Origin of the sequence: Pseudomonas alliivorans (assembly GCF_017826695.1) — a bacterium.
Classification (GTDB): Bacteria; Pseudomonadota; Gammaproteobacteria; order Pseudomonadales; family Pseudomonadaceae; genus Aquipseudomonas; species Aquipseudomonas alliivorans.
In genome coordinates this window covers 160,886-181,688 of the sequence record NZ_JAFFZW010000003.1, presented here as the reverse complement: position 1 = coordinate 181,688, position 20,803 = coordinate 160,886, and the positions used below count along the sequence as shown (strand labels likewise).

General features: G+C 60.5%; 21 protein-coding genes. 12 read left to right on the top strand and 9 right to left on the bottom strand.

From position 1 onward, the window contains the following. The first annotated feature begins 23 nt into the window (after positions 1–23). The gene (dadR, locus tag JTJ32_RS09950) at positions 24–512 is read left to right on the top strand and encodes a transcriptional regulator DadR (protein WP_004887134.1); all 489 of its coding nucleotides are present in this window, start codon (positions 24–26) and stop codon (positions 510–512) included. Positions 513–521: 9 nt separating this feature from the next. Here the strand turns inward: dadR and JTJ32_RS09945 are convergent, their stop codons facing one another. Next, positions 522–875 (bottom strand): YkgJ family cysteine cluster protein, encoded by a 354-nt coding sequence (locus JTJ32_RS09945; RefSeq protein WP_210042201.1) that lies wholly within the window; start codon positions 873–875, stop codon positions 522–524. Between the two features lie 106 nt (positions 876–981). Between JTJ32_RS09945 and JTJ32_RS09940 the strand changes: the two genes are divergently transcribed. Beyond that, the gene (locus JTJ32_RS09940; RefSeq protein WP_210041912.1) at positions 982–2,295 is read left to right on the top strand and encodes an NAD(P)/FAD-dependent oxidoreductase; all 1,314 of its coding nucleotides are present in this window, start codon (positions 982–984) and stop codon (positions 2,293–2,295) included. A gap of 5 nt (positions 2,296–2,300) precedes the next feature. Here JTJ32_RS09940 and JTJ32_RS09935 read toward each other — a convergent pair whose 3' ends face one another. After that, positions 2,301–2,552: a DUF1127 domain-containing protein gene (locus tag JTJ32_RS09935; protein ID WP_210041911.1), complete on the bottom strand. Its 252-nt coding sequence runs from the start codon at positions 2,550–2,552 to the stop codon at positions 2,301–2,303. Between the two features lie 432 nt (positions 2,553–2,984). Between JTJ32_RS09935 and JTJ32_RS09930 the strand changes: the two genes are divergently transcribed. Beyond that, positions 2,985–4,406, top strand: a complete 1,422-nt coding sequence (locus tag JTJ32_RS09930; RefSeq protein ID WP_210041910.1) for an aminotransferase-like domain-containing protein — start codon at positions 2,985–2,987, stop codon at positions 4,404–4,406. 71 nt (positions 4,407–4,477) lie between these two features. Further along, positions 4,478–6,058, top strand: a complete 1,581-nt coding sequence (locus JTJ32_RS09925) for a phospholipase D family protein (protein ID WP_099230868.1) — start codon at positions 4,478–4,480, stop codon at positions 6,056–6,058. On the opposite strand, the gene JTJ32_RS09920 is transcribed toward JTJ32_RS09925, so the two are convergent. Continuing rightward, the gene (locus JTJ32_RS09920) at positions 6,055–7,200 is read right to left on the bottom strand and encodes an MFS transporter (RefSeq protein ID WP_210041909.1); all 1,146 of its coding nucleotides are present in this window, start codon (positions 7,198–7,200) and stop codon (positions 6,055–6,057) included. The genes JTJ32_RS09925 and JTJ32_RS09920 overlap by 4 nt on opposite strands. Before the next feature lie 169 nt (positions 7,201–7,369). Next, positions 7,370–8,863 (bottom strand): aldehyde dehydrogenase, encoded by a 1,494-nt coding sequence (locus JTJ32_RS09915; protein ID WP_099230872.1) that lies wholly within the window; start codon positions 8,861–8,863, stop codon positions 7,370–7,372. Between the two features lie 238 nt (positions 8,864–9,101). On the opposite strand from JTJ32_RS09915, the gene JTJ32_RS09910 reads away from it, so the two are divergent. Both JTJ32_RS09910 and JTJ32_RS09905 read left to right on the top strand, forming a co-directional pair. Then, on the top strand, positions 9,102–9,473 hold the full coding sequence (locus tag JTJ32_RS09910; protein WP_099230874.1) for a cupin domain-containing protein: 372 nt from the start codon (positions 9,102–9,104) through the stop codon (positions 9,471–9,473). Between the two features lie 73 nt (positions 9,474–9,546). Next, positions 9,547–9,750 (top strand): hypothetical protein, encoded by a 204-nt coding sequence (locus JTJ32_RS09905; RefSeq protein ID WP_099230876.1) that lies wholly within the window; start codon positions 9,547–9,549, stop codon positions 9,748–9,750. Between the two features lie 146 nt (positions 9,751–9,896). Here JTJ32_RS09905 and rpmG read toward each other — a convergent pair whose 3' ends face one another. Continuing rightward, positions 9,897–10,052 (bottom strand): 50S ribosomal protein L33, encoded by a 156-nt coding sequence (gene rpmG, locus JTJ32_RS09900; protein WP_004887154.1) that lies wholly within the window; start codon positions 10,050–10,052, stop codon positions 9,897–9,899. A gap of 11 nt (positions 10,053–10,063) precedes the next feature. Then, positions 10,064–10,297, bottom strand: a complete 234-nt coding sequence (rpmB, locus tag JTJ32_RS09895; protein ID WP_002551514.1) for a 50S ribosomal protein L28 — start codon at positions 10,295–10,297, stop codon at positions 10,064–10,066. Positions 10,298–10,660: 363 nt separating this feature from the next. Between rpmB and JTJ32_RS09890 the strand changes: the two genes are divergently transcribed. Then, positions 10,661–12,247 carry an ABC transporter substrate-binding protein gene (locus tag JTJ32_RS09890; protein ID WP_210041908.1) on the top strand — a complete coding sequence of 529 codons (1,587 nt, stop codon included), beginning with the start codon at positions 10,661–10,663 and terminating at the stop codon, positions 12,245–12,247. Between the two features lie 238 nt (positions 12,248–12,485). On the opposite strand, the gene radC is transcribed toward JTJ32_RS09890, so the two are convergent. Further along, on the bottom strand, positions 12,486–13,160 hold the full coding sequence (gene radC / locus JTJ32_RS09885; protein WP_099230880.1) for a RadC family protein: 675 nt from the start codon (positions 13,158–13,160) through the stop codon (positions 12,486–12,488). 133 nt (positions 13,161–13,293) lie between these two features. Here radC and coaBC point away from each other — a divergent pair, with 133 nt between their 5' ends. Genes coaBC through argB form a run of 4 tightly spaced genes read left to right on the top strand, consistent with a single transcriptional unit; the run spans position 13,294 to position 18,536 of the window. Next, positions 13,294–14,502, top strand: a complete 1,209-nt coding sequence (gene coaBC, locus JTJ32_RS09880; RefSeq protein WP_099230882.1) for a bifunctional phosphopantothenoylcysteine decarboxylase/phosphopantothenate--cysteine ligase CoaBC — start codon at positions 13,294–13,296, stop codon at positions 14,500–14,502. A gap of 6 nt (positions 14,503–14,508) precedes the next feature. Then, complete coding sequence (gene dut / locus JTJ32_RS09875) at positions 14,509–14,964, top strand: dUTP diphosphatase (protein ID WP_210041907.1); 456 nt, start codon at positions 14,509–14,511, stop codon at positions 14,962–14,964. 52 nt (positions 14,965–15,016) lie between these two features. Next, positions 15,017–17,602 (top strand): phosphomannomutase/phosphoglucomutase, encoded by a 2,586-nt coding sequence (locus JTJ32_RS26585; RefSeq protein ID WP_328823966.1) that lies wholly within the window; start codon positions 15,017–15,019, stop codon positions 17,600–17,602. Between the two features lie 28 nt (positions 17,603–17,630). After that, the gene (gene argB, locus JTJ32_RS09865) at positions 17,631–18,536 is read left to right on the top strand and encodes an acetylglutamate kinase (protein WP_083185034.1); all 906 of its coding nucleotides are present in this window, start codon (positions 17,631–17,633) and stop codon (positions 18,534–18,536) included. Positions 18,537–18,605: 69 nt separating this feature from the next. Here argB and JTJ32_RS09860 read toward each other — a convergent pair whose 3' ends face one another. Continuing rightward, on the bottom strand, positions 18,606–19,187 hold the full coding sequence (locus JTJ32_RS09860; RefSeq protein WP_210041905.1) for a DUF4124 domain-containing protein: 582 nt from the start codon (positions 19,185–19,187) through the stop codon (positions 18,606–18,608). 73 nt (positions 19,188–19,260) lie between these two features. Further along, a complete protein-coding gene (pyrE, locus tag JTJ32_RS09855; RefSeq protein ID WP_210041903.1) occupies positions 19,261–19,902 on the bottom strand; it encodes an orotate phosphoribosyltransferase in 642 nt (213 codons plus the stop codon). Between the two features lie 81 nt (positions 19,903–19,983). On the opposite strand from pyrE, the gene JTJ32_RS09850 reads away from it, so the two are divergent. Then, a complete protein-coding gene (locus tag JTJ32_RS09850; RefSeq protein WP_002551505.1) occupies positions 19,984–20,763 on the top strand; it encodes a catabolite repression control protein Crc in 780 nt (259 codons plus the stop codon). The last annotated feature ends 40 nt before the right edge of the window (positions 20,764–20,803 follow it).

Below are 20,803 nucleotides of genomic sequence, written 5' to 3'. Positions count from 1 at the left end.
CTTTCGTAGAGGGGATATCAACCTTGCGCACCCAACACCAGTCAAAACGTGAGCTGGACAAGATCGATCGCAATATCCTGCGAATCCTGCAGGCGGACGGACGCATCTCGTTCACCGAGCTGGGCGAGCGGGTCGGCCTGTCGACGACACCCTGCACCGAGCGGGTCCGCAGGCTGGAGCGCGAAGGCATCATCATGGGCTACAACGCCCGGCTGAACCCGCAAAGCCTCAAGGCCAGTCTGCTGGTGTTTGTGGAGATCAGCCTGGATTACAAGTCCGGCGACACGTTTGAGGAGTTCCGCCGCGCGGTGCTGAAATTGCCGCATGTGCTGGAGTGTCACCTGGTATCAGGTGACTTCGACTATCTGGTGAAAGCGCGTATTTCCGAGATGGCGTCTTACCGCAAACTGCTGGGCGACATCCTGCTCAAGCTGCCGCATGTACGCGAGTCCAAGAGCTACATCGTGATGGAAGAAGTGAAAGAGAGCCTGAACCTGCCGATTGCCGACTGAACCGACCCGCTACACCAGCACCTGTCGGGTCGAAGCAATGTAGGCGTGGACCTGTTTTTCGACCCGTGGGTGGATCAGCTCGACCGGGCGGCGGCCGTTGGGGCATGGCAGGGTTTGGGTGGTGCCGAACAGGCGGCAGATCAGCGGACGTTCGTCGTATACCGTGCAGCCCTGAGGCCCAAGATGCACACAGTTCAGCTCGTTCAATGCCGCTTCCTGCTCGGCTGCAGACTTGCGTGGCAGACGCGCCATTTCCTCGGACGAGGTGGTGACCGGACCGCAGCAGTCATGACAGCCGGGCACGCACTCGAACGAGGGAATCTGGCGACGCAGCTCGCGGACTTTCTGAAGGTTGCAGCTCATTGAAACGATCACCCGGACACAATGCAGGGATTTTGCCTCAGTTGGCAGGCTCATGACAGCAGCTTATCCTCCTGAAACTTTCCAGCGCCGCCAACAGGACATGTCCATGAACGCCCGCGTTCAGCACCTGACCCATCAAGATTCGCACACCGCTTCGTACTACGCCGCCAGCAGCCATCCGCAGCCGGATCATCCAGCGTTGCAAGGCGAGGTGAAGGTCGATGTGTGCGTGGTCGGCGGCGGGTTTTCAGGGCTCAACACGGCCATCGAACTGGCCGAGCGCGGTTTGAGCGTGGCGCTGCTGGAAGCCCGCAGAATCGGCTGGGGCGCCAGCGGGCGCAATGGCGGTCAGTTGATTCGCGGCGTCGGGCATGGCGTCGAGCAGTTCGCCAATGTCATCGGCAACGACGGCGTCCGCCAGCTCAAGCTGATGGGCATCGAGGCGGTCGAGATCGTGCGCCAGCGGGTTGAAAAGCATGGCATCGATTGCGCACTGAAGTGGGGTTATTGCGACCTGGCCAACAAGCCGCGTGACATGACTCATCTGGCCGAAGACGCGGAAGAACTGCGCAGCCTGGGTTATCGGCATGAGCTGAAACTGGTGCCGCTCGACCAGATGCGCAGCGTGGTGGGGTCGGATCGTTACGTGGGTGGCCTGATCGACATGGGTTCCGGGCATTTGCACCCCTTGAATCTGGCGTTGGGCGAAGCCGCTGTGGCGCAGTCGCTGGGCGTGCAACTGTTCGAACACTCCGAGGTGACGCGCATCGACTACGGCCCGCAAGTCAAGGTGCACACCGCGCAGGGCTCGGTGCTGGCGAAAACGCTGGTGCTGGGTTGCAACGCTTACTTGAAGGACCTCAACCCGGAGATCAGCGGCAAGGTACTGCCCGCGGGCAGCTACATCATTGCGACCGAACCCTTGAGCCCGTCGCAAGCCAGTGAACTGCTGCCGCAGGACATGGCAGTCTGCGACCAGCGCGTGACGGTGGATTACTACCGGCTTTCAGCCGACCGGCGTCTGCTGTTCGGCGGTGCCTGTCATTACTCGGGCCGCGACCCGCAAGATATCGCCGCCTACATGAGGCCCAAGATGCTGGATGTGTTTCCGCAACTGGCTGGCGTGAAGATCGATTATCACTGGGGCGGCATGATCGGCATCGGCGCCAACCGCCTGCCGCAGATCGGGCGGCTCAAGGATCAACCAAACGTTTACTACGCCCAGGCGTATTCAGGTCACGGCGTCAATGCCACGCATCTGGCAGGCCGCCTGCTGGCCGAAGCCATCGCCGGACAGCACAGCGATGGTTTCGAACTGTTCGCGAAAATCCCGCACATGACCTTTCCCGGCGGCAAACATCTGCGCTCGCCGCTGCTGGCGCTCGGCATGCTCTGGCACCGCCTGAAAGCGTTGCGTTGATCGCGCTACTCCCGCCAGAAAGACTTCATCGCCTCGACTCTGGCCTGCTGAAAATCGATGCCTATGTCACGAAGTTGATCGTCCGTCAGTTCCAGCAATGCGCGGCGGGATGTCCAGCGATGGCGGTAAAGCGCCCAGCGGCTCATGCCTGTCGGCACGTAGATCCGATTGCTCTGAATGGCCTTGAACACCACTGGCCGGCTCTCGTTCAGTTCCTGGCTGTGAAACGCTAATCGTACATCGCTGAACCCGTTCATTTCCGGTTCCTCCATCGGGGTGGGTGTCCATGCTCAACACACGCCATTCCCCACACAGATCCTTCCCGACGCTCTGCGCTCAACGTTATGTACACGTCGAAAAGACACGCAAAACGAGGCCAGAACGAAAGTGCCTGACTACATCAATACCCCGTGGGAGGCAGCTTGCCGGAATGCGTTTGCGCAGCGATAAAACAGCGACTGAACTGACGCCATCCCCGGCAAGCCACCTCCCACAGTGCGTTGGTTGCAGCAAGGCTGTGTAAGACGCTGAGTGGTGAGCGTGAATCCATGATGAAGCGGATTGCCAAACCATTACAGATTCAAAAACGACTTATATTTTCCATACAGAAGATTCAAAACCGCCGCTGAATGCTGTATTTTCGCGCCATCTGTATTGCTTCTCTGCCAAAATCACTTTGAGGGTACGCCATGACGTTGTACGTCAACCTTGCCGAAATGCTCGGCTCGCGGATCGAAAAGGGCTTCTACCGCCCCGGCGACCGCCTGCCTTCGGTTCGCGCCCTCAGCGTTGAACATGGCGTCAGTCTCAGCACCGTACAACAGGCCTATCGGGTGCTGGAAGACAGCGGGCTGGCGACCCCGAAGCCCAAATCGGGCTACTTCGTTTCGGCCTCCCGCCAGGCTCCGGCGCTTCCGGTCGTAGGACGTCCGGTGCAGCGGCCTGTGGATATCTCGCAGTGGGATCAGGTGCTGGACTTGATTCGGGTATCGCCCCGGGAGGCAGTCACCCAACTGGGGCGCGGGATGCCGGATGTGTCCAGCCCGACCCTGAAACCGTTGATGCGCGCGCTGGGCCAGTTAAGCCGTCATCAGGACATGCCCGGTCTGTATTACGACAACATCCATGGCGTGCATACACTTCGCGAACAGATCGCCCGCCTGCTGCTGGACTCCGGCTGCAACCTGACCGCCAATGACCTGATCATCACCTCCGGCTGCCATGAAGCGCTGTCGGCAAGCATCCGCGCCGTCTGCTCGCCCGGCGACATCGTGGCGGTGGATTCGCCGAGCTTTTTCGGCGCCATGCAGACCCTCAAGGGCCTGGGCATGAAGGCGCTGGAAATCCCGACCGACCCGTTGACCGGCATCAGCCTGGAGGCGCTGGAACTGGCATTGGAGCAATGGCCGATCAAGGCCATCCAGTTGACGCCCAGTTGCAACAACCCACTGGGCTACGTGATGCCGGAAGAGCGCAAGCGAGCCCTGCTGATGCTGGCGCAACGCTTCGACGTGGCGATCATCGAAGACGATGTGTACGGCGATCTGGCCTTCACCTATCCGCGTCCACGCACCATCAAGTCCTTCGACGAAGACGGTCGCGTGCTGCTGTGCAGTTCGTTTTCCAAGACCCTCGCGCCGGGCCTGCGCATCGGCTGGGTAGCGCCGGGCCGCTACCTTGAGCGGGTGCTGCACATGAAGTACATCGGCACCGGCTCGACCGCGCCGCAACCGCAACTGGCGATTGCCGACTTCATCGAAGGCGGACATTACGAACCCCACCTGCGCCGCATGCGCACGCAGTACCAGCGCAGCCGCGACGTGATGATCGATTGGGTCATGCGCTATTTTCCGCAGGGCACGCGGGCCAGCCGTCCGCAGGGCAGCTTCATGCTGTGGGTGGAACTGGCCGAGGATTTCGACACTGTGCGCCTCAATCGCGCGCTGCTGAGCAAGGACGTGCAGATCGCCGTAGGCAGTATCTTTTCCGCATCGGGCAAGTACCGCAATTGCCTGCGCATGAACTACGCTGCCAAGCCGACGCCGAAAATCGAGAGCGCAGTACGCATCGTTGGCGAGACCATCGCGCAGCTGATTGCGCAAAATGACTGACGTTGGCAAATTTTTCCCGCTTTTGCCGGTCTTATCGCCAAGTCGAGCCAAGCCTGGTTGTGGATATCAATTTGAAGAACTCATGGGCCTTGCCCTTTTCCCTGCTGGTTGCGCTGTGCGTCAGCGGTTGCGCACATCAAGCCCCGCTCGGTGAGCCAAGCCAGGCCATTGCGTCTTCAGACTCAGCCTTTGGCCGGTCGATCCAGGCGATGGCACAACCTCATGAAGGGCGCTCGGGCTTTCGCCTGCTGCCTGACAGCAGCGACGCCTTCAAGGCCCGCGCGGAGCTGATCCGCAATGCCAAGAGCAGCCTCGATCTGCAGTACTACATCGTCCATGATGGCCTGAGCACACGGGCACTGATCGATGAACTGCTCAAGGCCGCCGACCGTGGCGTGCGCGTGCGCATCCTGCTGGACGACACCACCAGTGACGGACTGGATCAGGCCATCGCCACCCTCGCAGCCCATCCGAACATTCAGATTCGTCTGTTCAACCCGCAGAACCTGGGGCGCGAGACCGGCATCACCCGCAGCCTCGGCAGACTGATGAATCTGTCCCGCCAGCATCGACGCATGCACAACAAACTGTGGCTGGCGGACAACAGCGTGGCCATCGTCGGCGGGCGCAATCTGGGTGACGAGTATTTCGACGCCGAGCCCAATCTGAACTTCACTGACATCGACATGCTCAGCGTCGGGCCGGTCGCCGAACAGCTCGGACACAGCTTCGACCAGTACTGGAACAGCACGCTGAGCAAGCCGATCGATGACTTCATGTACTTCCTGCCAGACACCAAAGACCTGGCGGCGGCCAGAAAGCGACTGGCGGCCTCGCTGGAACAGGCCCATCAACAGCACAAGGCGTTGTATGAGCGTCTGATGGCCTACAAGACCGAACCGCGCATGAAGACATGGCTCAACGAACTGGTCTGGGCCTGGAACCAGGCGCTGTGGGACGCGCCGACCAAGGTGCTGGCGCAGGGCGAGCCCGACCCGCATCTGCTGCTGACCACACAACTGGCCCCCGAACTGCTCAATACCCGCAAGGAACTGATGCTGATCTCGGCCTACTTCGTGCCGGGCCAGGAAGGTCTGCTGTACCTCACCGGCCGCGCCGATGCGGGCGTGGACGTCAGCCTGCTGACAAACTCGCTGGAAGCCACCGATGTGCCCGCCGTACACGGGGGTTATGCGCCCTATCGCAAGGCGCTGCTGGAACATGGCGTCAAGCTGTTCGAACTACGCCGCCAGCCGGGCGATGTCGAAACCATGCGCGGCAGCGGCCCGCATCTGTTCAGAAAAAGCCAGTCGCTGGCCAGCTCTGAATCCAGTCTGCACAGCAAGGCGATGATTTTTGATCGTCGCAAAGTATTTGTCGGCTCGTTCAACTTCGACCCGCGCTCGGTGCTGTGGAACACTGAAGTCGGTGTACTGGTCGACAGCCCTGAACTGGCCGAGGAGCTGCGTGAGCTCACACTGCAGGGCATGGCGCCTTCACTCACTTACCAGGCAAAGCTGGAAGACGGCAAGGTGGTCTGGGTGACCGAGGACAACGGCGTCATCCACACACTGCACACTGAGCCGGGCGACTGGTGGCGACGCTTCAATGCCTGGATGAGCAAGGCGATCGGCCTGGAGCGGATGCTCTAGGCCTGCGCGGCGTCTACGCCAAACGCTTCGCGCCTCGTGGTCAGGACCAGCAGGCCAAAGGCTCCCGCCGCCATCAACAGCGGCAAGGCATCGATGCTGATCCACTGGCTGCCGGCACCCGCGGCCAGAGGCCCGAGCAGACAGCCGACCCCCCAGAGCTGAGCCACATGCGCGTTCGCCCGTACCAGCGCATCATCGCGATAGCGTTCGCCGATCAGAATCAATGACAGCGTGAACAGACCGCCAGCGCTGGCACCGAACAGCACCCACAACGGCCAGATCACCGCCGTATTGACCAGTAACGGAATGGCCAGACTGGACAGCATCAGCGCGCTCGCGCAGCCAGTGAACAGCGTGCGGCGTGAGATCCGGTCCGCCAGCAGGCCAATCGGCATTTGCAGCACCGCGTCGCCGACCACTACCGCACTGACCATCATCAAGGCGATTTCAGGTGTGAAGCCATGCCGGATGCAGTAGATCGGCAGCAGCGTCAGGATCAGCGCCTCGAACGCTGCAAACAGCGCAACAGCGCCCGCGATGGCTGGCATGCCACGGCAGAAACCGAGCAGGTCAGCAAAGGTCACGCTGGCTGACTCAGTCGAAGGTGCGCCGGTTCGCCCCAGTAATAGCAGTGGGGAACACGTCATGAGCAGCACGCCGATCCAGAAGCCGTAGTCGGCCTCGGTGCCGATGACGCCCAGCAACAGCGGTCCTGCAAGCTGGCTCAGCGCGTAAGTGCTGCCGTACAGCGCGACCAGTCTTCCGCGCAGGCGCTCGATCACCAACTGGTTGATCCAGCTTTCACCCAGCACGAAAACGATGGTCAGGATCATGCCCAGCATCAGGCGCAGGACCAGCCAGACCGGATAATAGGGCAGCAGCGCCAGAGCCCCGACCGAAACCGCCCCGCTCCATAGACACAACCGCATCAGGTTGGCAGTTCCGAACCGCGATGCCAGCGCACTGGCCACGCCTGCTCCGACCAACACACCGACCGCAGGCATCGCCGCCATCACGCCAATGGCGAATGTGCCGTAACCCCAGTCTGCGAGCCTCAGCGAAACCAGCGGCATGCTGACGCCGATGGCCAGACCGACACTCAGGATCGAGGCCAGAACGGCAAAATAAGTACCCCAACGCATTTCCGTGTTCCTGCGGGTGAAGATTCAACGCCAAAAGCTGATCGTGCCCACCGCTCCGCGTCATATTCGAGCGCGGACGCGGAGCGTCCTGAGCCGCGTTAGCACACAGGAATGGGAACGATCATGCGCCCCGCGCTGTAACGCGGGGGCGCTTCAGGAGAGCAACCGCCTAGAGTTTGATCCAGGTGGCTTTCAGCTCGGTGTATTTGTCGAACGCGTGCAGCGACTTGTCACGGCCGTTACCGGACTGCTTGAAGCCACCGAACGGCGCGGTCATGTCGCCACCGTCATACTGGTTGATCCAGACACTACCGGCACGCAGGGCCTTGGCGGTCAGGTGCGCCTTGGAGATGTTGGAAGTCCAGACAGCTGCAGCAAGCCCGTACTGCGTGTCGTTGGCGATCTGGATGGCCTCTTCGGCAGTGTCGAAGGTCAACACCGACAGCACAGGCCCGAAGATTTCTTCCTGAGCGATTCTCATGGCGTTATTCACGCCATCGAAGATCGTCGGCTCGACATAAGTGCCGCCGGTTTCTTCCATGATGCGCTTGCCGCCCGCGACCAGTTTGGCGCCGTCGGCATGACCAGCCTCGATGTAGGACAGCACAGTGTCCATCTGCTGGGTATCGACCAGCGCACCGACGTTGGTGGCCGGGTCCAGCGGGTTGCCCGGCTTCCAGCCCTTGAGCGCTTCGATGACCAGCGGCAGGAAGCGGTCCTTGACGGAGCGCTCGACCAGCAGACGCGATCCGGCCGTGCACACCTCGCCCTGGTTGAAAGCAATCGCACTGGCGGCGGCGTGCGCAGCCGCTTCCAGATCAGGCGCATCGGCAAACACAATATTCGGGCTCTTGCCGCCCGCTTCCAGCCAGACACGCTTCATGTTCGATTCGCCGGAGTAGACCAGCAACTGCTTGGCGATCTTCGTCGAACCGGTAAACACCACGGTGTCCACGTCCATGTGCAGCGCCAGCGCCTTGCCAACGGTATGGCCGTAGCCCGGCAGCACATTGAGGACGCCTGCGGGAATGCCCGCTTCGATGGCCAGTTGGGCAATACGAATGGCCGTCAGTGGCGATTTTTCCGAAGGCTTGAGGACCACTGAGTTGCCGGTCGACAGCGCCGGACCGAGCTTCCAGCAAGCCATCATCAGCGGGAAGTTCCACGGCACGATGGCAGCGACTACACCGACCGGCTCGCGTGTGACGAGACCCAGTTGGTCATGAGGCGTCGCGGCGACCTCGTCATACAGTTTGTCGATGGCCTCGCCACTCCAGCTAAGCGCATTGGCGGCACCCGGAATGTCGACGCCCAGCGAATCGCTGATCGGCTTGCCCATATCCAGCGTCTCAAGCAGCGCCAGCTCGTCGGCATTCTGCTTGAGCAGACCGGCGAAACGGATCATGGCCGCCTTGCGCCTGGACGGTGCCAGACGCGACCAGACGCCGGAGTTGAAGGTGCTGCGAGCACTGGCGATGGCGCGTTCGGCATCGGCGACATCGCAACTGGCGATGCTGGCAAGCACGCGACCATCCACCGGACTGATGCAGTCAAAGGTCTCGCCGGACGCAGCGTGCGTGTACTCACCCTGAATGAAGGCACGACCTTCGATCTTCAGGTTCTGGGCACGCTTTTCCCAGTCGGCGCGGGTCAGAGCGATCATGCGGATGTCCTCCTTGTTGAACAGGCGTGTGTCATGATTGATTAAAGACACATTTCGCAATTTCGGGGTGACCGCCACCCTAAACCAGCCGCTTGGTAAAACCAATATATTTGACACCCGTAACGCTAAACGCGCTTGTTTGTTGATTTTATTAAACGGCCAGAACGCTCTAAAACGGGCACTATTGCCCGTCACGCCGCTCAAATCTCCATCATTTCAGCCTGAGGAACCCGCCATCATGAGCATCGAAAGCATTGTCGACTTCAGCGAAGCCAGCACCGCCGCCGAGCACTACCGGCCAGCACCGGAAAAGGTGTTCAAAGGCGATCCGCAACAAACCGTCTACAACCACTACAACAGCCCCTGCGGGCAAATGAATGCTGGCGTCTGGCAAGGAGAGATCGGGCAATGGCAGGTCAATTACACAGAGCATGAGTACTGCGAGATCGTGCAGGGCGTGTCGGTGCTGCGCGACGATCAGGGCCGCGCCAAAACGCTGCGGGCCGGAGACCGGTTCGTCATCCCGGCAGGCTTCAAGGGCACGTGGGAAGTGCTGGAAGCCTGCCGCAAGATTTACGTGGTGTTCGAGGCCAAAGATATAAACAAGTAACGCCAGACGCGTGGTTGATTGGACGACCCTAGGCACGTCCAATCCGGACATCATTCATAAGGGATTATGAAAAATGACCAACGAAGAAATCACCCAGGCCCTTCACTACCTGATCGGCAGCCGTTACGTCCCCACCGTCAAGGCCTATATTGGCGAACTGACCGGCCGAACCCGAATCGTCGGTCCGATGGATCGCAGCGACCGAATGCGCGATAACAACCGAATCCACATCACCGTCGACACGGCGGGCCTGATTTCGGACTTCAAATACTACTGATGAAGGCCTGCCCGCAAACGCCCGGTGCCACTCACCGGGCGTTTGCGTTTTCAGGGCAATGCCTGACTGTCCGTAGCAGAACCAGCCGAATGACAGGCACAAAAAAGCCCGCCATAGGCGGGCTTTCTTGCAGGTGACAGAATCAATTACTTGATTTTGCCTTCCTTGTACATCACGTGCTTGCGTACAACCGGATCGAATTTTTTGATTTCGATTTTATCCGGGGTAGTACGTTTGTTCTTGTCGGTGGTGTAGAAATGGCCTGTACCAGCGCTCGACACCAAACGGATCAATTCACGCATGATTCTCTCCCTTAAATTTTGCCGTCGCGACGCAGTTCAGCGAGCACAACTTCGATGCCACGCTTGTCGATGATACGCATGCCTTTAGCAGATACGCGCAGACGAACAAAACGCTTCTCGCCTTCAACCCAGAAGCGGTGATGCTGCAGGTTTGGCAGGAAACGACGACGGGTTTTGTTGTTTGCGTGGGAAATGTTATTCCCGGTTACCGGACCCTTACCGGTAACTTGACAGACTCTCGACATGCCTCAGCCCTCTAAAACCACATGCCCAACCCGGCATGGGTTGGCCGCTTAATCTCTCAGTCATTTGGCGCCAGGCGCCGCGTTTCTTTAAGGGTCTTACCGGCTACACCTACAGTGAAGGAACCGGGCCCCTAGAAAAGAGCGCTGCTTTATACCAGAAAGCCTTGCGCGCAACAACAGGCAATGCACTCTACAGCAATCGGGCAGGCCTTGCGCGGCGCTTGAATCAAGCGATGCGGGGCGCGCTGGCAAAAGACCGCTCGTCGCTCCGTGGCGATTGTTCTGCGCCAGCACATGGTCTAGGGTTAGTCCCTCACCAGACTGCGCCGGCAGATGGGGCCCTTTCTGAACAGGAATTTCGCCATGCGCCTTGCTGCACTTCCCTTTTTGCTTGTCCCGCTGCTGCTCCCGATTGCCTCTCAGGCGGCGAGCCTTGCGGTCTGCACCGAGGCCAGCCCGGAGGGCTTCGACGTGGTGCAGTACAACTCGCTGACCACCACCAATGCTTCGGCCGACGTGCTGATGAATCGCCTTGTGGAGTTCGATGCCAAAAGCGGCAAGCTGGTGCCTGGCCTGGCGGAGAGCTGGACCGTTTCCGAGGACGGCCTGACCTACACCTTCAAGCTGCGCCCCGGTGTGAAGTTCCACACCACTGATTACTTCAAGCCCACCCGTGAACTGACGGCCGACGATGTTCTGTTCAGCTTCCAGCGCATGCTCGATCCGCAAAACCCGTGGCACAAGGTCGCCCAGAGCGGCTTCCCGCACGCGCAGTCCATGCAGTTGCCAGCACTGATCAAGACCCTCGATGCGCCTGACATCCACACCGTGAAATTCACCCTCAACCATGCCGATTCGACCTTCCTCGCCACGCTGAGCATGGGCTTCGCCTCGATCTATTCGGCCGAATACACCGCGCAACTGCTGAAGGCGGGCACGCCAGAGAAACTGAACAGCCAGCCCATCGGCACGGGGCCGTTCGTGTTCAAACGCTTCCAGAAAGACGCCGTGGTGCGTTACGAGGCGTTCGACGATTACTTCGCAGGCAAGTCCGGCATCGACACGCTGGTGTACGCCATCACTCCGGACGCCAATGTGCGCCTGCAGAAGATCCGCCAGAACGAATGCCAGATCGCCCTTTCGCCCAAGCCCCTCGATATTCAGGCCGCCAGCAAGGACGCTTCGTTGAAGGTTGAAAAGACCGAGGCGTTCATGACCGCGTTTGTGGCGATCAACAGTCAGCATCCACCGTTCGACAAACCGGAAGTCCGTCAGGCGGTTAACCTGGCCTTCGACAAGGCCAGCTACCTGAAGGCTGTGTTCGAGGGCACCGCCGAAACCGCCAGCGGGCCTTATCCGCCGAACACCTGGAGCTTCGCCAAGGACCTGCCCGGTTATCCTCATGACGTCGCCAAAGCCAAGGCGCTGTTGGCCAAGGCCGGTTTGAAGGATGGCTTCAAGACCACCCTCTGGACACGTCCGTCCGGGAGTCTGCTGAACCCGAACCCGAGCCTGGGCGCACAAATGCTTCAGGCTGATCTGAAGCAGATCGGCATTGATGCAGAAATCAGGGTCATCGAGTGGGGCGAGCTGATTCGCCGCGCCAAGGCGGGTGAGCACGACCTGCTGTTCATGGGCTGGGCGGGCGACAATGGCGACCCGGATAACTTCCTGACGCCTCAGTTCTCCTGCGCGGCCGTGCAGTCGGGCACCAACTTCGCCCGTTACTGCGACAAGACGCTGGACAAGCTGATCAGCGACGGCAAGTCCATCAGCGATCAGGCCGCACGCAGCAAGCTCTACCACCAGGCACAGACGCAGATCCAGCAACAGGCCCTGTGGATACCCCTCGCCCACCCGACCGCCGCTGCACTGGTGCGCAAGGACGTGACCGGCTATCAGGTCAGCCCGTTCGGCCGGCAGGACTTCTACAAGGTGCAGGTGAAGTAAAGCTCTCAAGCTAATCGTTTGATCGTGCCCATGCTCTGCGTGGGCCACGCTCAACGCGGCATGAACGCCGTTTCCGACGGGAGCCGGCCTGCCGGCGCTGCGGTTTCTGCAGCGCCATATCCGGGACTGCGCTCAAGCTATCGCCGGCAAGCCGCCTCCCACAACGGTGTGAACTATTGCCCATTGGCGCAACGTCAAAGACCGGCATAAACCCGCACGGCGGGAACGAGCGTGTTCGCTACATCAACCCCCGCTCCACCATCGACAGCGGCTCGCCATCACCCACAATCACGTGGTCGAGCACCTGAACATCCACCAGCAACAAGGCTTCCTTGAGACGCCTTGTCAGGTCGATGTCTGACCGACTGGGGTCGGTAATGCCCGAAGGGTGGTTGTGGCACAGGATCAGACTGGCGGCGTTGTGGGCCATGGCGCGCTTCACCACCTGCCGCGGGTGCACGTACGCCGAGTTGATCGTGCCGCGAAACAGCACTTCGAAGGTCATGACCCGATGCTTGTTATCCAGAAACAGGCAGCCAAACACTTCATGCGGCTCATGGCGCAGCAACGCCTTCAGGTAACTGCGAACCTGAAGAGGACTTTCCAGCACCGAATCACGACGCAACGATTCGGCCATGTGCCGACGCGCCATTTCCATGACCGCCTGTAACTGAGCGAACTTTGCAGGTCCCAGCCCCAGTTGCCCGGTGAATTCGTCCAGACTTGCATCCAGTAACGGTCTCAGTCCGCCAAACTGATTCAACAAATGACGGGCCAGGTCTACAGCGCTTTTTCCGGCCACTCCCGTGCGCAAAAAGATCGCCAGCAACTCGGCGTCTGACAGGCTGCCTGCCCCCAGTTCCAGCAAACGTTCCCGTGGGCGTTCGGCCGTGGGCCAACTGCGAATACTCATAGCACTTCCCTGTGGTTGAGCACCTGTTCCGGTGCGGTCGCTGTGCTATCTTAGCCCATCTTTTTTACGCGACGATCTGGCCTGGGGAGGCGTCCTGGCCGTCGCGTCAACACTTGACCAAAAAGGCAGGCCTATGCAGCGGCTGTATCGAAAACGCATCGTTCTGGGCGTCGGCGGCGGCATTGCCGCGTACAAGAGCGCCGAACTGGTTCGCCGGTTGCGCGACCAGGGTGCGGAAGTCCGGGTCGTCATGACCCGGGGCGGAGCCGAGTTCATAACACCCCTGACCATGCAGGCCCTTTCCGGCCACCCCGTGCACCTGGACCTTCTGGACCCTGCCGCTGAAGCGGCGATGGGGCATATCGAGCTGGCCAAATGGGCAGACCTGATCCTCATCGCCCCGGCGACAGCCGACCTGATCGCACGGCTGGCACAGGGCATCGCCAACGACCTGCTGACCACCATTGTGCTTGCGACAGATGCCACCGTGGCCATCGCCCCTGCGATGAACCAGGCCATGTGGCGCGATGCGTCGGTACAGGCCAATACCCGCTTGCTGGAAGACCGTGATTTCCGTGTATTCGGCCCGGCCTCCGGCAGCCAGGCCTGCGGCGACGTGGGCTTCGGGCGTATGCTTGAGCCCAACGATCTGGCGCAGTGCGCGGCCGATTGCTTTCAGCGCCTGAGCCTGACCGGCAAGCATGTGGTGATCACCGCGGGCCCGACTCAGGAAAACATCGATCCGGTGCGCTACATCACCAACCACAGCTCCGGCAAAATGGGGTTCGCCCTCGCTGAAGCGGCTGTGGAAGCGGGCGCGCGCGTCACGCTGATCACCGGCCCCGTGAACCTGCCGACACCGGATCGCGTCTCGCGCATCGACGTAGTCAGTGCCCGCGACATGCTGGCGGCCTGCGAGGCGGCGATTCCCTGCGACCTGTTCATCGCCTCGGCTGCGGTTGCGGATTACCGCCCGGAAGTCATCGCGCCTCACAAACTCAAGAAAGATCCCACAAACGGTGACGGCCTGTTGCTGCAGATGGTCCGCAACCCGGACATTCTGGCCACTATCGCCACCCGCCCGGATCGCCCGTTCAGTGTCGGTTTTGCCGCCGAGACCGAGCATCTTCTCGACTATGCTGCACGCAAGCTCAAGGACAAGAACCTCGACCTGATCGTCGCCAATGACGTGGCCAATCCCAGCATTGGCTTCAACAGTGAAGAGAACGCCTGCAGCGTGATCGACCGAGCGTTGCACGCAACGCTTTTCGCCCAGACCAGCAAGGCCAAGATTGCCCGCCAGCTGATCACTTTTATCGCCGACCGCATGAATCAGGTTTAACTACGAATGCACGCTCTACAAGCCAAGATCCTCGACCCTCGCATTGGCAACGAATTTCCGCTTCCGGCCTATGCCACTGTCGGCTCCGCCGGCCTGGACCTGCGCGCCATGCTCAAGGAGGACACCGTCCTCGAACCGGACCAGACCTTGCTGATCCCCACCGGCCTGTCGATCTACATTGGCGACCCCGGCCTTGCCGCGATGATCCTGCCGCGCTCGGGCCTTGGCCACAAACACGGCATTGTGCTGGGCAATCTGGTGGGTCTGATCGACTCCGATTACCAGGGCGAACTGATGGTGTCCTGCTGGAACCGTGGCCAGACTGCATTCACCATTTCGATTGGCGAGCGTATTGCGCAACTGGTGCTGGTGCCTGTGGTACAGGCGCACTTCGAACTGGTTGAAGAGTTCGATGAAAGCCAGCGTGGCGCAGGCGGTTTCGGGCACTCCGGCAGTCACTGATCGCCTGTTGAACGTCGCACCGGCTCAGGGAATGAAGCGTGGGGAGAGGTCGTTGAAAGGCATTCAGAATAATCCGTCAAAACACCCTGTATCGGCCGCCTACCCGCTGCCCGCCGCGAGCATGCAGTCGCTTTCCCCCGGCCTGATTCCCGCTGCTGCGGGGCTGGTTATCGCGCTGGTCGTCGCATGGCTGGGCGTCTCGAACAGCCCGCAGGAGCAGGACCGTGTCACCCAGGCCTGGGGCAATAGTCAGGCGCAGGCAGTCAACCTGGCCCTCAGGCAGATCAGCGCCGACACCCAGGCGGCTGCCTCCGGCCCGCTTCTGGTCCAGGCCCTGCAAGGCAACGACGCCGCTGCGTTGATCGCGGCGCAGGATCACCTGACGCGCTGGGATGGTCTGGCTGGCGCGCGCCTCAATCCCAAAGGTCTCGCCGACGTGGACCCGAGCGGCGCGCTGCCTGTGACCTATGCCACCCTCGACATGCTGAACAAGGCCGCGCGAGGCGAAACGGTTGCTCCCGAGGCACGCAAGACCGGCGAGCGCTGGCTGATCTACAGCGCAGCACCTGTCCGCTCCGCTCCTGGCCAGCCGGTCAGTGGGACCTTGCTGCTGGCCTTCGATCCGCAACGCCTGATCAACGCGCTGCCGACCATTGAAGAGGGTGCCGGGCGGGTCGTGCTGAGCCAGCAGTTTGGCAACGGGCCGGCACAGATTTTCCTTGAGCGAGGTCAGGCGGACGGCGGCAAACCGCAGACGTTCGACACCGGGTATCCAGGCTGGAAGCTTGAATTTACACCGGGCCCCGCTTCAAAAGGTTCGTCCCCGATTCTGTTTCTGTTACTGGCTGCAATCATCGCCGCAGCAGGCGTAATACTGGGGATGTATAGAAACGAGAGGGCTCTGCAGCGCCTCATTTGCGATGACGCTCGTCAGCTGGATCAGTTGCTTCAAGAACTCTCGAGCGGAAAAGCCGTCAAACCGTTCGGCTTGAGCCTCCCGGCCCTTGGAGGTCTGGCTCAGGCCCTGGCTCGTGTTTCGCTTCGTGGCCAACCCCAGGCATCACCCGCTCTGGTCACGAACAGGGAAACCGGCGCACACATGACGACAGGCAGCGAGTCGACCCCCATCGCTGCTCCCGGCACCGATTGGACGGACCCGCTGTTTCAAGATACCGATATTCTCGATATCGACCTTCTCGACGAAAACCAGGACTTCCTGAGATCGGAGCATCCCATCGCTATGAACAGCCCAGCATCCGTGGCACCCAAACTCCCTGATACCATTTTCCGCGCCTATGACATCCGTGGCGTGGTCGGGGACACCCTCAGCGCTGAGACCGCCTACTGGATCGGCCGCGCCATTGGCTCCGAGAGCCTGGCGCAGAACGAACCCAACGTCAGCGTTGGCCGCGATGGCCGCCTTTCCGGCCCCGAGCTGGTTGAACAACTGATTCAGGGCCTGCACGACAGCGGCTGCCACGTCAGCGATGTCGGCCTGGTGCCGACGCCTGCGCTGTATTACGCAGCCAACGTGCTGGCAGGCAAGACCGGCGTCATGCTGACAGGCAGCCACAACCCGAAGGACTACAACGGCTTCAAGATCGTGATCGCTGGCGACACGCTGGCCAACGAGCAGATCCAGGCACTGCACGAGCGCATCAAGACCAACAACCTGACATCGCAAAAAGGCAGCATCACCAAGGTCAACATCCTCGATCGCTACTTCAAGCAGATCAAGGACGACATCGTCATGGCTCGCAAGCTCAAGGTCGTGGTCGATTGCGGCAATGGCGCTGCAGGCGTCATCGCTCCGCAACTGATCGAAGCGCTGGGCTGTGAAGTGATTTCCCTGTTCGCCGAAGTTGACGGCAACTTCCCGAATCACCACCCGGATCCGGGCAAGCTGGAAAACCTTCAGGACCTGATTGCCAAGGTCAACGAGACCGGCGCCGATCTGGGTCTGGCCTTTGACGGCGACGGCGACCGTGTCGGCGTCGTCACCAACAAGGGCAACGTGGTTTATCCGGATCGCCTGTTGATGCTGTTCGCGCTGGATGTGCTGAAGCGCAATCCGGGTGCCGACATCATTTTCGACGTCAAATGCACACGCCGTCTGACGCCGCTGATCAGCGAACACGGTGGCCGTCCGGTCATGTGGAAAACCGGTCACTCGCTGATCAAGAAGGAAATGAAGAAAAGCGGCGCCCTGCTCGCTGGCGAAATGAGCGGCCATATCTTCTTCAAGGAGCGCTGGTTCGGTTTCGACGACGGCATCTACAGCGCAGCACGCCTGCTGGAAATCCTCAGCCAGGAGTCGACCTCTGCCGAAGACCTGTTCGAGACCTTCCCGAACGACATTTCGACGCCCGAGATCAACATCAAGGTGACGGACGTCACGAAGTTCAGCATCATCGAAGCCCTTGAAAAAGACGCCCAGTGGGGCGACGCCAAACTGACCAGTATCGACGGAGTCCGCGTAGACTATCCGAAAGGCTGGGGCCTGGTTCGCGCGTCCAACACAACGCCTGTTCTGGTGCTGCGCTTCGAAGCCGAAACCGAGGCCGAATTGCAGCGCATCAAGGATGTGTTCCACGCCGAGCTCAAGAAAGTTGCGCCGGACCTCGATCTTCCTTTTTGATTGCTTTCCCTTTTGACTGGAGCCCTGAATGACCCTCGAACGTGATGCCGCCTCTAATGTAGCCAAGGTTCTTTCCGAAGCGCTGCCTTACATTCGCCGCTTTGTCGGCAAGACGCTGGTTATCAAGTACGGCGGCAACGCCATGGAAAGCGAAGAGCTGAAAACCGGCTTCGCTCGCGACATCGTGTTGATGAAAGCAGTGGGCATCAACCCGGTGGTCGTCCATGGCGGAGGGCCTCAGATCGGTGATCTGCTCAAGCGCCTGTCGATCGAAAGCCACTTCATCGATGGCATGCGCGTCACCGACGCCCAGACCATGGACGTTGTGGAAATGGTGCTGGGTGGCCAGGTCAACAAGGACATCGTCAACCTGATCAACCGTCATGGCGGCAGCGCCATCGGCCTGACCGGTAAAGACGCGGAGCTGATTCGTGCGAAGAAGCTGACCGTCACACGCCAGACGCCGGAAATGACCAAGCCTGAAATCATCGACATCGGCCATGTGGGCGAAGTGGTGGGCATCAATACCGACCTGCTCAACATGCTGGTCAAAGGTGATTTCATCCCGGTCATCGCGCCTATCGGCGTGGGCGCGGATGGTGAGTCCTACAACATCAACGCCGACCTGGTCGCAGGCAAGGTTGCCGAGGCCCTCAAGGCCGAGAAACTGATGCTGCTGACCAATATTGCCGGCCTGATGGACAAACAGGGCCAGGTCCTGACCGGCCTGACCACCGAGCAAGTGAATACCTTGATTGCCGACGGCACGATCTACGGCGGCATGCTGCCAAAGATCAAATGTGCACTGGAAGCCGTGCAAGGTGGCGTGACCACTTCACACATCATCGACGGGCGCGTTCCGAATGCCGTGCTGCTGGAAATCTTCACCGACACAGGCGTAGGCACGCTGATCAGTAACCGCAAGCGCTACTGATCACCTCGTCTCAGCGACAAAAAGGCCCCGCCAGCAGACGCTGACGGGGCCTTTGCTTTTCCATGCACCTCAGCGGGTCAGTTGCTGCACACGCAGCCTGTCTGCTGCAAAGTCCGCCTCGGCCTTGGCGCGTGAGGCCTGATAGCCTGCGATGTCGGCCTGCAGCTTTTGCTGTTGGCTGCGCAGGTCATCCAATTGCTCGATGATCGATTGCGGAACCGGACGCCCTGCCCGCTCCTGATCGGCAGCCTGCCCTTGAAGGCTGCGCTGTTGCGTGGCGAGCCCCTGAGCGTTGCCCTGAGCGACGTCGATCAGCGTATCCAGCTCGGCCAGCTTGCGGGTTTTTACCCGGTCCACTTCTTCGACGCTGCCGTACAGGCTGAGGAGTTTCGCGTTGGCCTCGGCCTGAACCCTGGCCACTTCGGCCTGACGAATCTGCTCGGTAGTGGGCGCTGGCGGGATCACCTGCACCACACGACCGCGGGCATTGAGTATTTCATAGCCATTGGCGACGTATTCGGCCGGCACACCCAGGCGGTCGATGACCGTGACACCGCGACTGTCGATGTACCGGTATAGCCGCACCTCGGGAGGCTCGGCAGCCTGCACGGAGGCGGACGCAAGCACAGTGAGCGACAGCCACAGCGTCAATGTGCCTGATTTGCGTACAAGCCTCTGCAATGCGCCTGACGGGCATTGCCTGTGCGCCCGCCGGAACGGCATATCAGATACCGTACTGCGAGCGGTAAGCCTCTACAGCAGGCAGGTGTTGCTTGAGCTGAGAATCATCCGCCAGAAATTCCAGCACCTGATTCAACGAAACGATGCTCACGACTGGAATGCCGAAGTCGCGCTCGACTTCCTGAATCGCCGACAACTCACCATTGCCACGCTCCTGACGGTTCAATGCGATCAGAACACCCGCAGCCCTGGCTTCCTGGGCACTGATGATCTGCATCACTTCACGAATGGCAGTGCCGGCCGTGATCACGTCGTCGATGATCAACACATCACCGGTCAGTGGTGCGCCGACCAGACTGCCGCCTTCGCCGTGCGCCTTGGCCTCCTTGCGGTTGAAACACCAGGGCAGGTCACGGTCATGATGCTCGGCCAGTGCGACAGCCGTAGCGGCCGCCAGCGGAATGCCCTTGTAGGCCGGCCCGAACAGAACATCAAAGGAAATACCGCTTTCGACTACCGCTGCCGCGTAGAAGCGTCCGAGCTGCGCAAGGGCCGACCCGCTGTTGAACAGGCCGGCATTAAAGAAGTAGGGGCTGGTGCGTCCAGACTTGAGCGTGAACTCACCGAAGCGCAGCACGCCGCGATCTATGGCAAAACGAATGAAATCGCGTTGATACGCCTGCATAAAAAAAGCCTCGAAAGCACGGATTTAGCTAATTGGGTAGAGCTCGGGTATCATACACGCACGTGATTTTTGGGGCCATTTATGCGGATCATCAGTGTGAACGTAAATGGCATTCAGGCTGCGGTCGAGCGCGGGTTGCTCAGCTGGCTGCAAGCTCAGAATGCCGACGTCATCTGCTTACAGGACACCCGCGCCTCCACCTTTGAACTGGATGATCCAGCCTTTCAGCTGGATGGTTACTTCCTCTATGCCTGCGAAGCCGAAGTCCCCGCTCAGGGTGGCGTGGCGCTTTATTCGCGGTTGCAACCGAAGGCGGTGATCAGCGGCCTCGGCTTCGAGACAGCCGACCGCTACGGGCGTTACCTGCAAGCCGATTTCGACAAAGTCAGTATTGCAACCCTGCTCTTCCCTTCCGGGATGAACGGGGATGAAGACCTGAATCAGAAATTCAAGCTCATGGACGACTTCGGCAAGTACATGGACAAGCAGCGCCGCAAGCGTCGCGAGTACATTTACTGCGGTTCGCTCTATGTGGCGCAGCAGAAGCTCGACATCAAGAACTGGCGCGACAGCCAGCAATCTCCTGGCTTCCTGGCGCCGGAACGTGCCTGGATGGACGAGATCGTTGGCACCATGGGCTATGTCGATGCCCTGCGTGAAGTCAGTCGTGAAGGCGATCAGTACAGCTGGTGGCCGGACAACGAGCAGGCCGAGATGCTGAATCTGGGCTGGCGCTTCGACTACCAGATCCTGACGCCTGGTCTGCGCCGCTTCGTGCGCAGCGCCCGTCTGCCCCGCCAGCCGCGCTTCTCGCAACACGCGCCGCTGATCGTGGACTACGACTGGACCCTGACGATCTGATTGCCACGCGACACCCGAACACGAAAAAGCCGACTTGATG

Excerpts from the sequence above, each read along its gene's own strand:
- JTJ32_RS09920 (WP_210041909.1), bottom strand. The coding sequence starts at position 7,200 with ATGCGTTGGGGTACTTATTTTGCCGTTCTGGCCTCGATCCTGAGTGTC.
- rpmB (WP_002551514.1), bottom strand. The coding sequence starts at position 10,297 with ATGTCGAGAGTCTGTCAAGTTACCGGTAAGGGTCCGGTAACCGGGAAT.
- pyrE (WP_210041903.1), bottom strand. The coding sequence starts at position 19,902 with ATGCAGGCGTATCAACGCGATTTCATTCGTTTTGCCATAGATCGCGGC.
- JTJ32_RS09905 (WP_099230876.1), top strand. The coding sequence starts at position 9,547 with ATGACCAACGAAGAAATCACCCAGGCCCTTCACTACCTGATCGGCAGC.
- JTJ32_RS09890 (WP_210041908.1), top strand. The coding sequence starts at position 10,661 with ATGCGCCTTGCTGCACTTCCCTTTTTGCTTGTCCCGCTGCTGCTCCCG.
- JTJ32_RS09940 (WP_210041912.1), top strand. The coding sequence starts at position 982 with ATGAACGCCCGCGTTCAGCACCTGACCCATCAAGATTCGCACACCGCT.
- rpmG (WP_004887154.1), bottom strand. The coding sequence starts at position 10,052 with ATGCGTGAATTGATCCGTTTGGTGTCGAGCGCTGGTACAGGCCATTTC.
- radC (WP_099230880.1), bottom strand. The coding sequence starts at position 13,160 with ATGAGTATTCGCAGTTGGCCCACGGCCGAACGCCCACGGGAACGTTTG.
- JTJ32_RS09915 (WP_099230872.1), bottom strand. The coding sequence starts at position 8,863 with ATGATCGCTCTGACCCGCGCCGACTGGGAAAAGCGTGCCCAGAACCTG.
- JTJ32_RS09945 (WP_210042201.1), bottom strand. The coding sequence starts at position 875 with ATGAGCTGCAACCTTCAGAAAGTCCGCGAGCTGCGTCGCCAGATTCCC.
- JTJ32_RS09930 (WP_210041910.1), top strand. The coding sequence starts at position 2,985 with ATGACGTTGTACGTCAACCTTGCCGAAATGCTCGGCTCGCGGATCGAA.
- argB (WP_083185034.1), top strand. The coding sequence starts at position 17,631 with ATGACCCTCGAACGTGATGCCGCCTCTAATGTAGCCAAGGTTCTTTCC.
- JTJ32_RS09850 (WP_002551505.1), top strand. The coding sequence starts at position 19,984 with ATGCGGATCATCAGTGTGAACGTAAATGGCATTCAGGCTGCGGTCGAG.
- JTJ32_RS09910 (WP_099230874.1), top strand. The coding sequence starts at position 9,102 with ATGAGCATCGAAAGCATTGTCGACTTCAGCGAAGCCAGCACCGCCGCC.
- dut (WP_210041907.1), top strand. The coding sequence starts at position 14,509 with ATGCACGCTCTACAAGCCAAGATCCTCGACCCTCGCATTGGCAACGAA.
- JTJ32_RS09935 (WP_210041911.1), bottom strand. The coding sequence starts at position 2,552 with ATGAACGGGTTCAGCGATGTACGATTAGCGTTTCACAGCCAGGAACTG.
- coaBC (WP_099230882.1), top strand. The coding sequence starts at position 13,294 with ATGCAGCGGCTGTATCGAAAACGCATCGTTCTGGGCGTCGGCGGCGGC.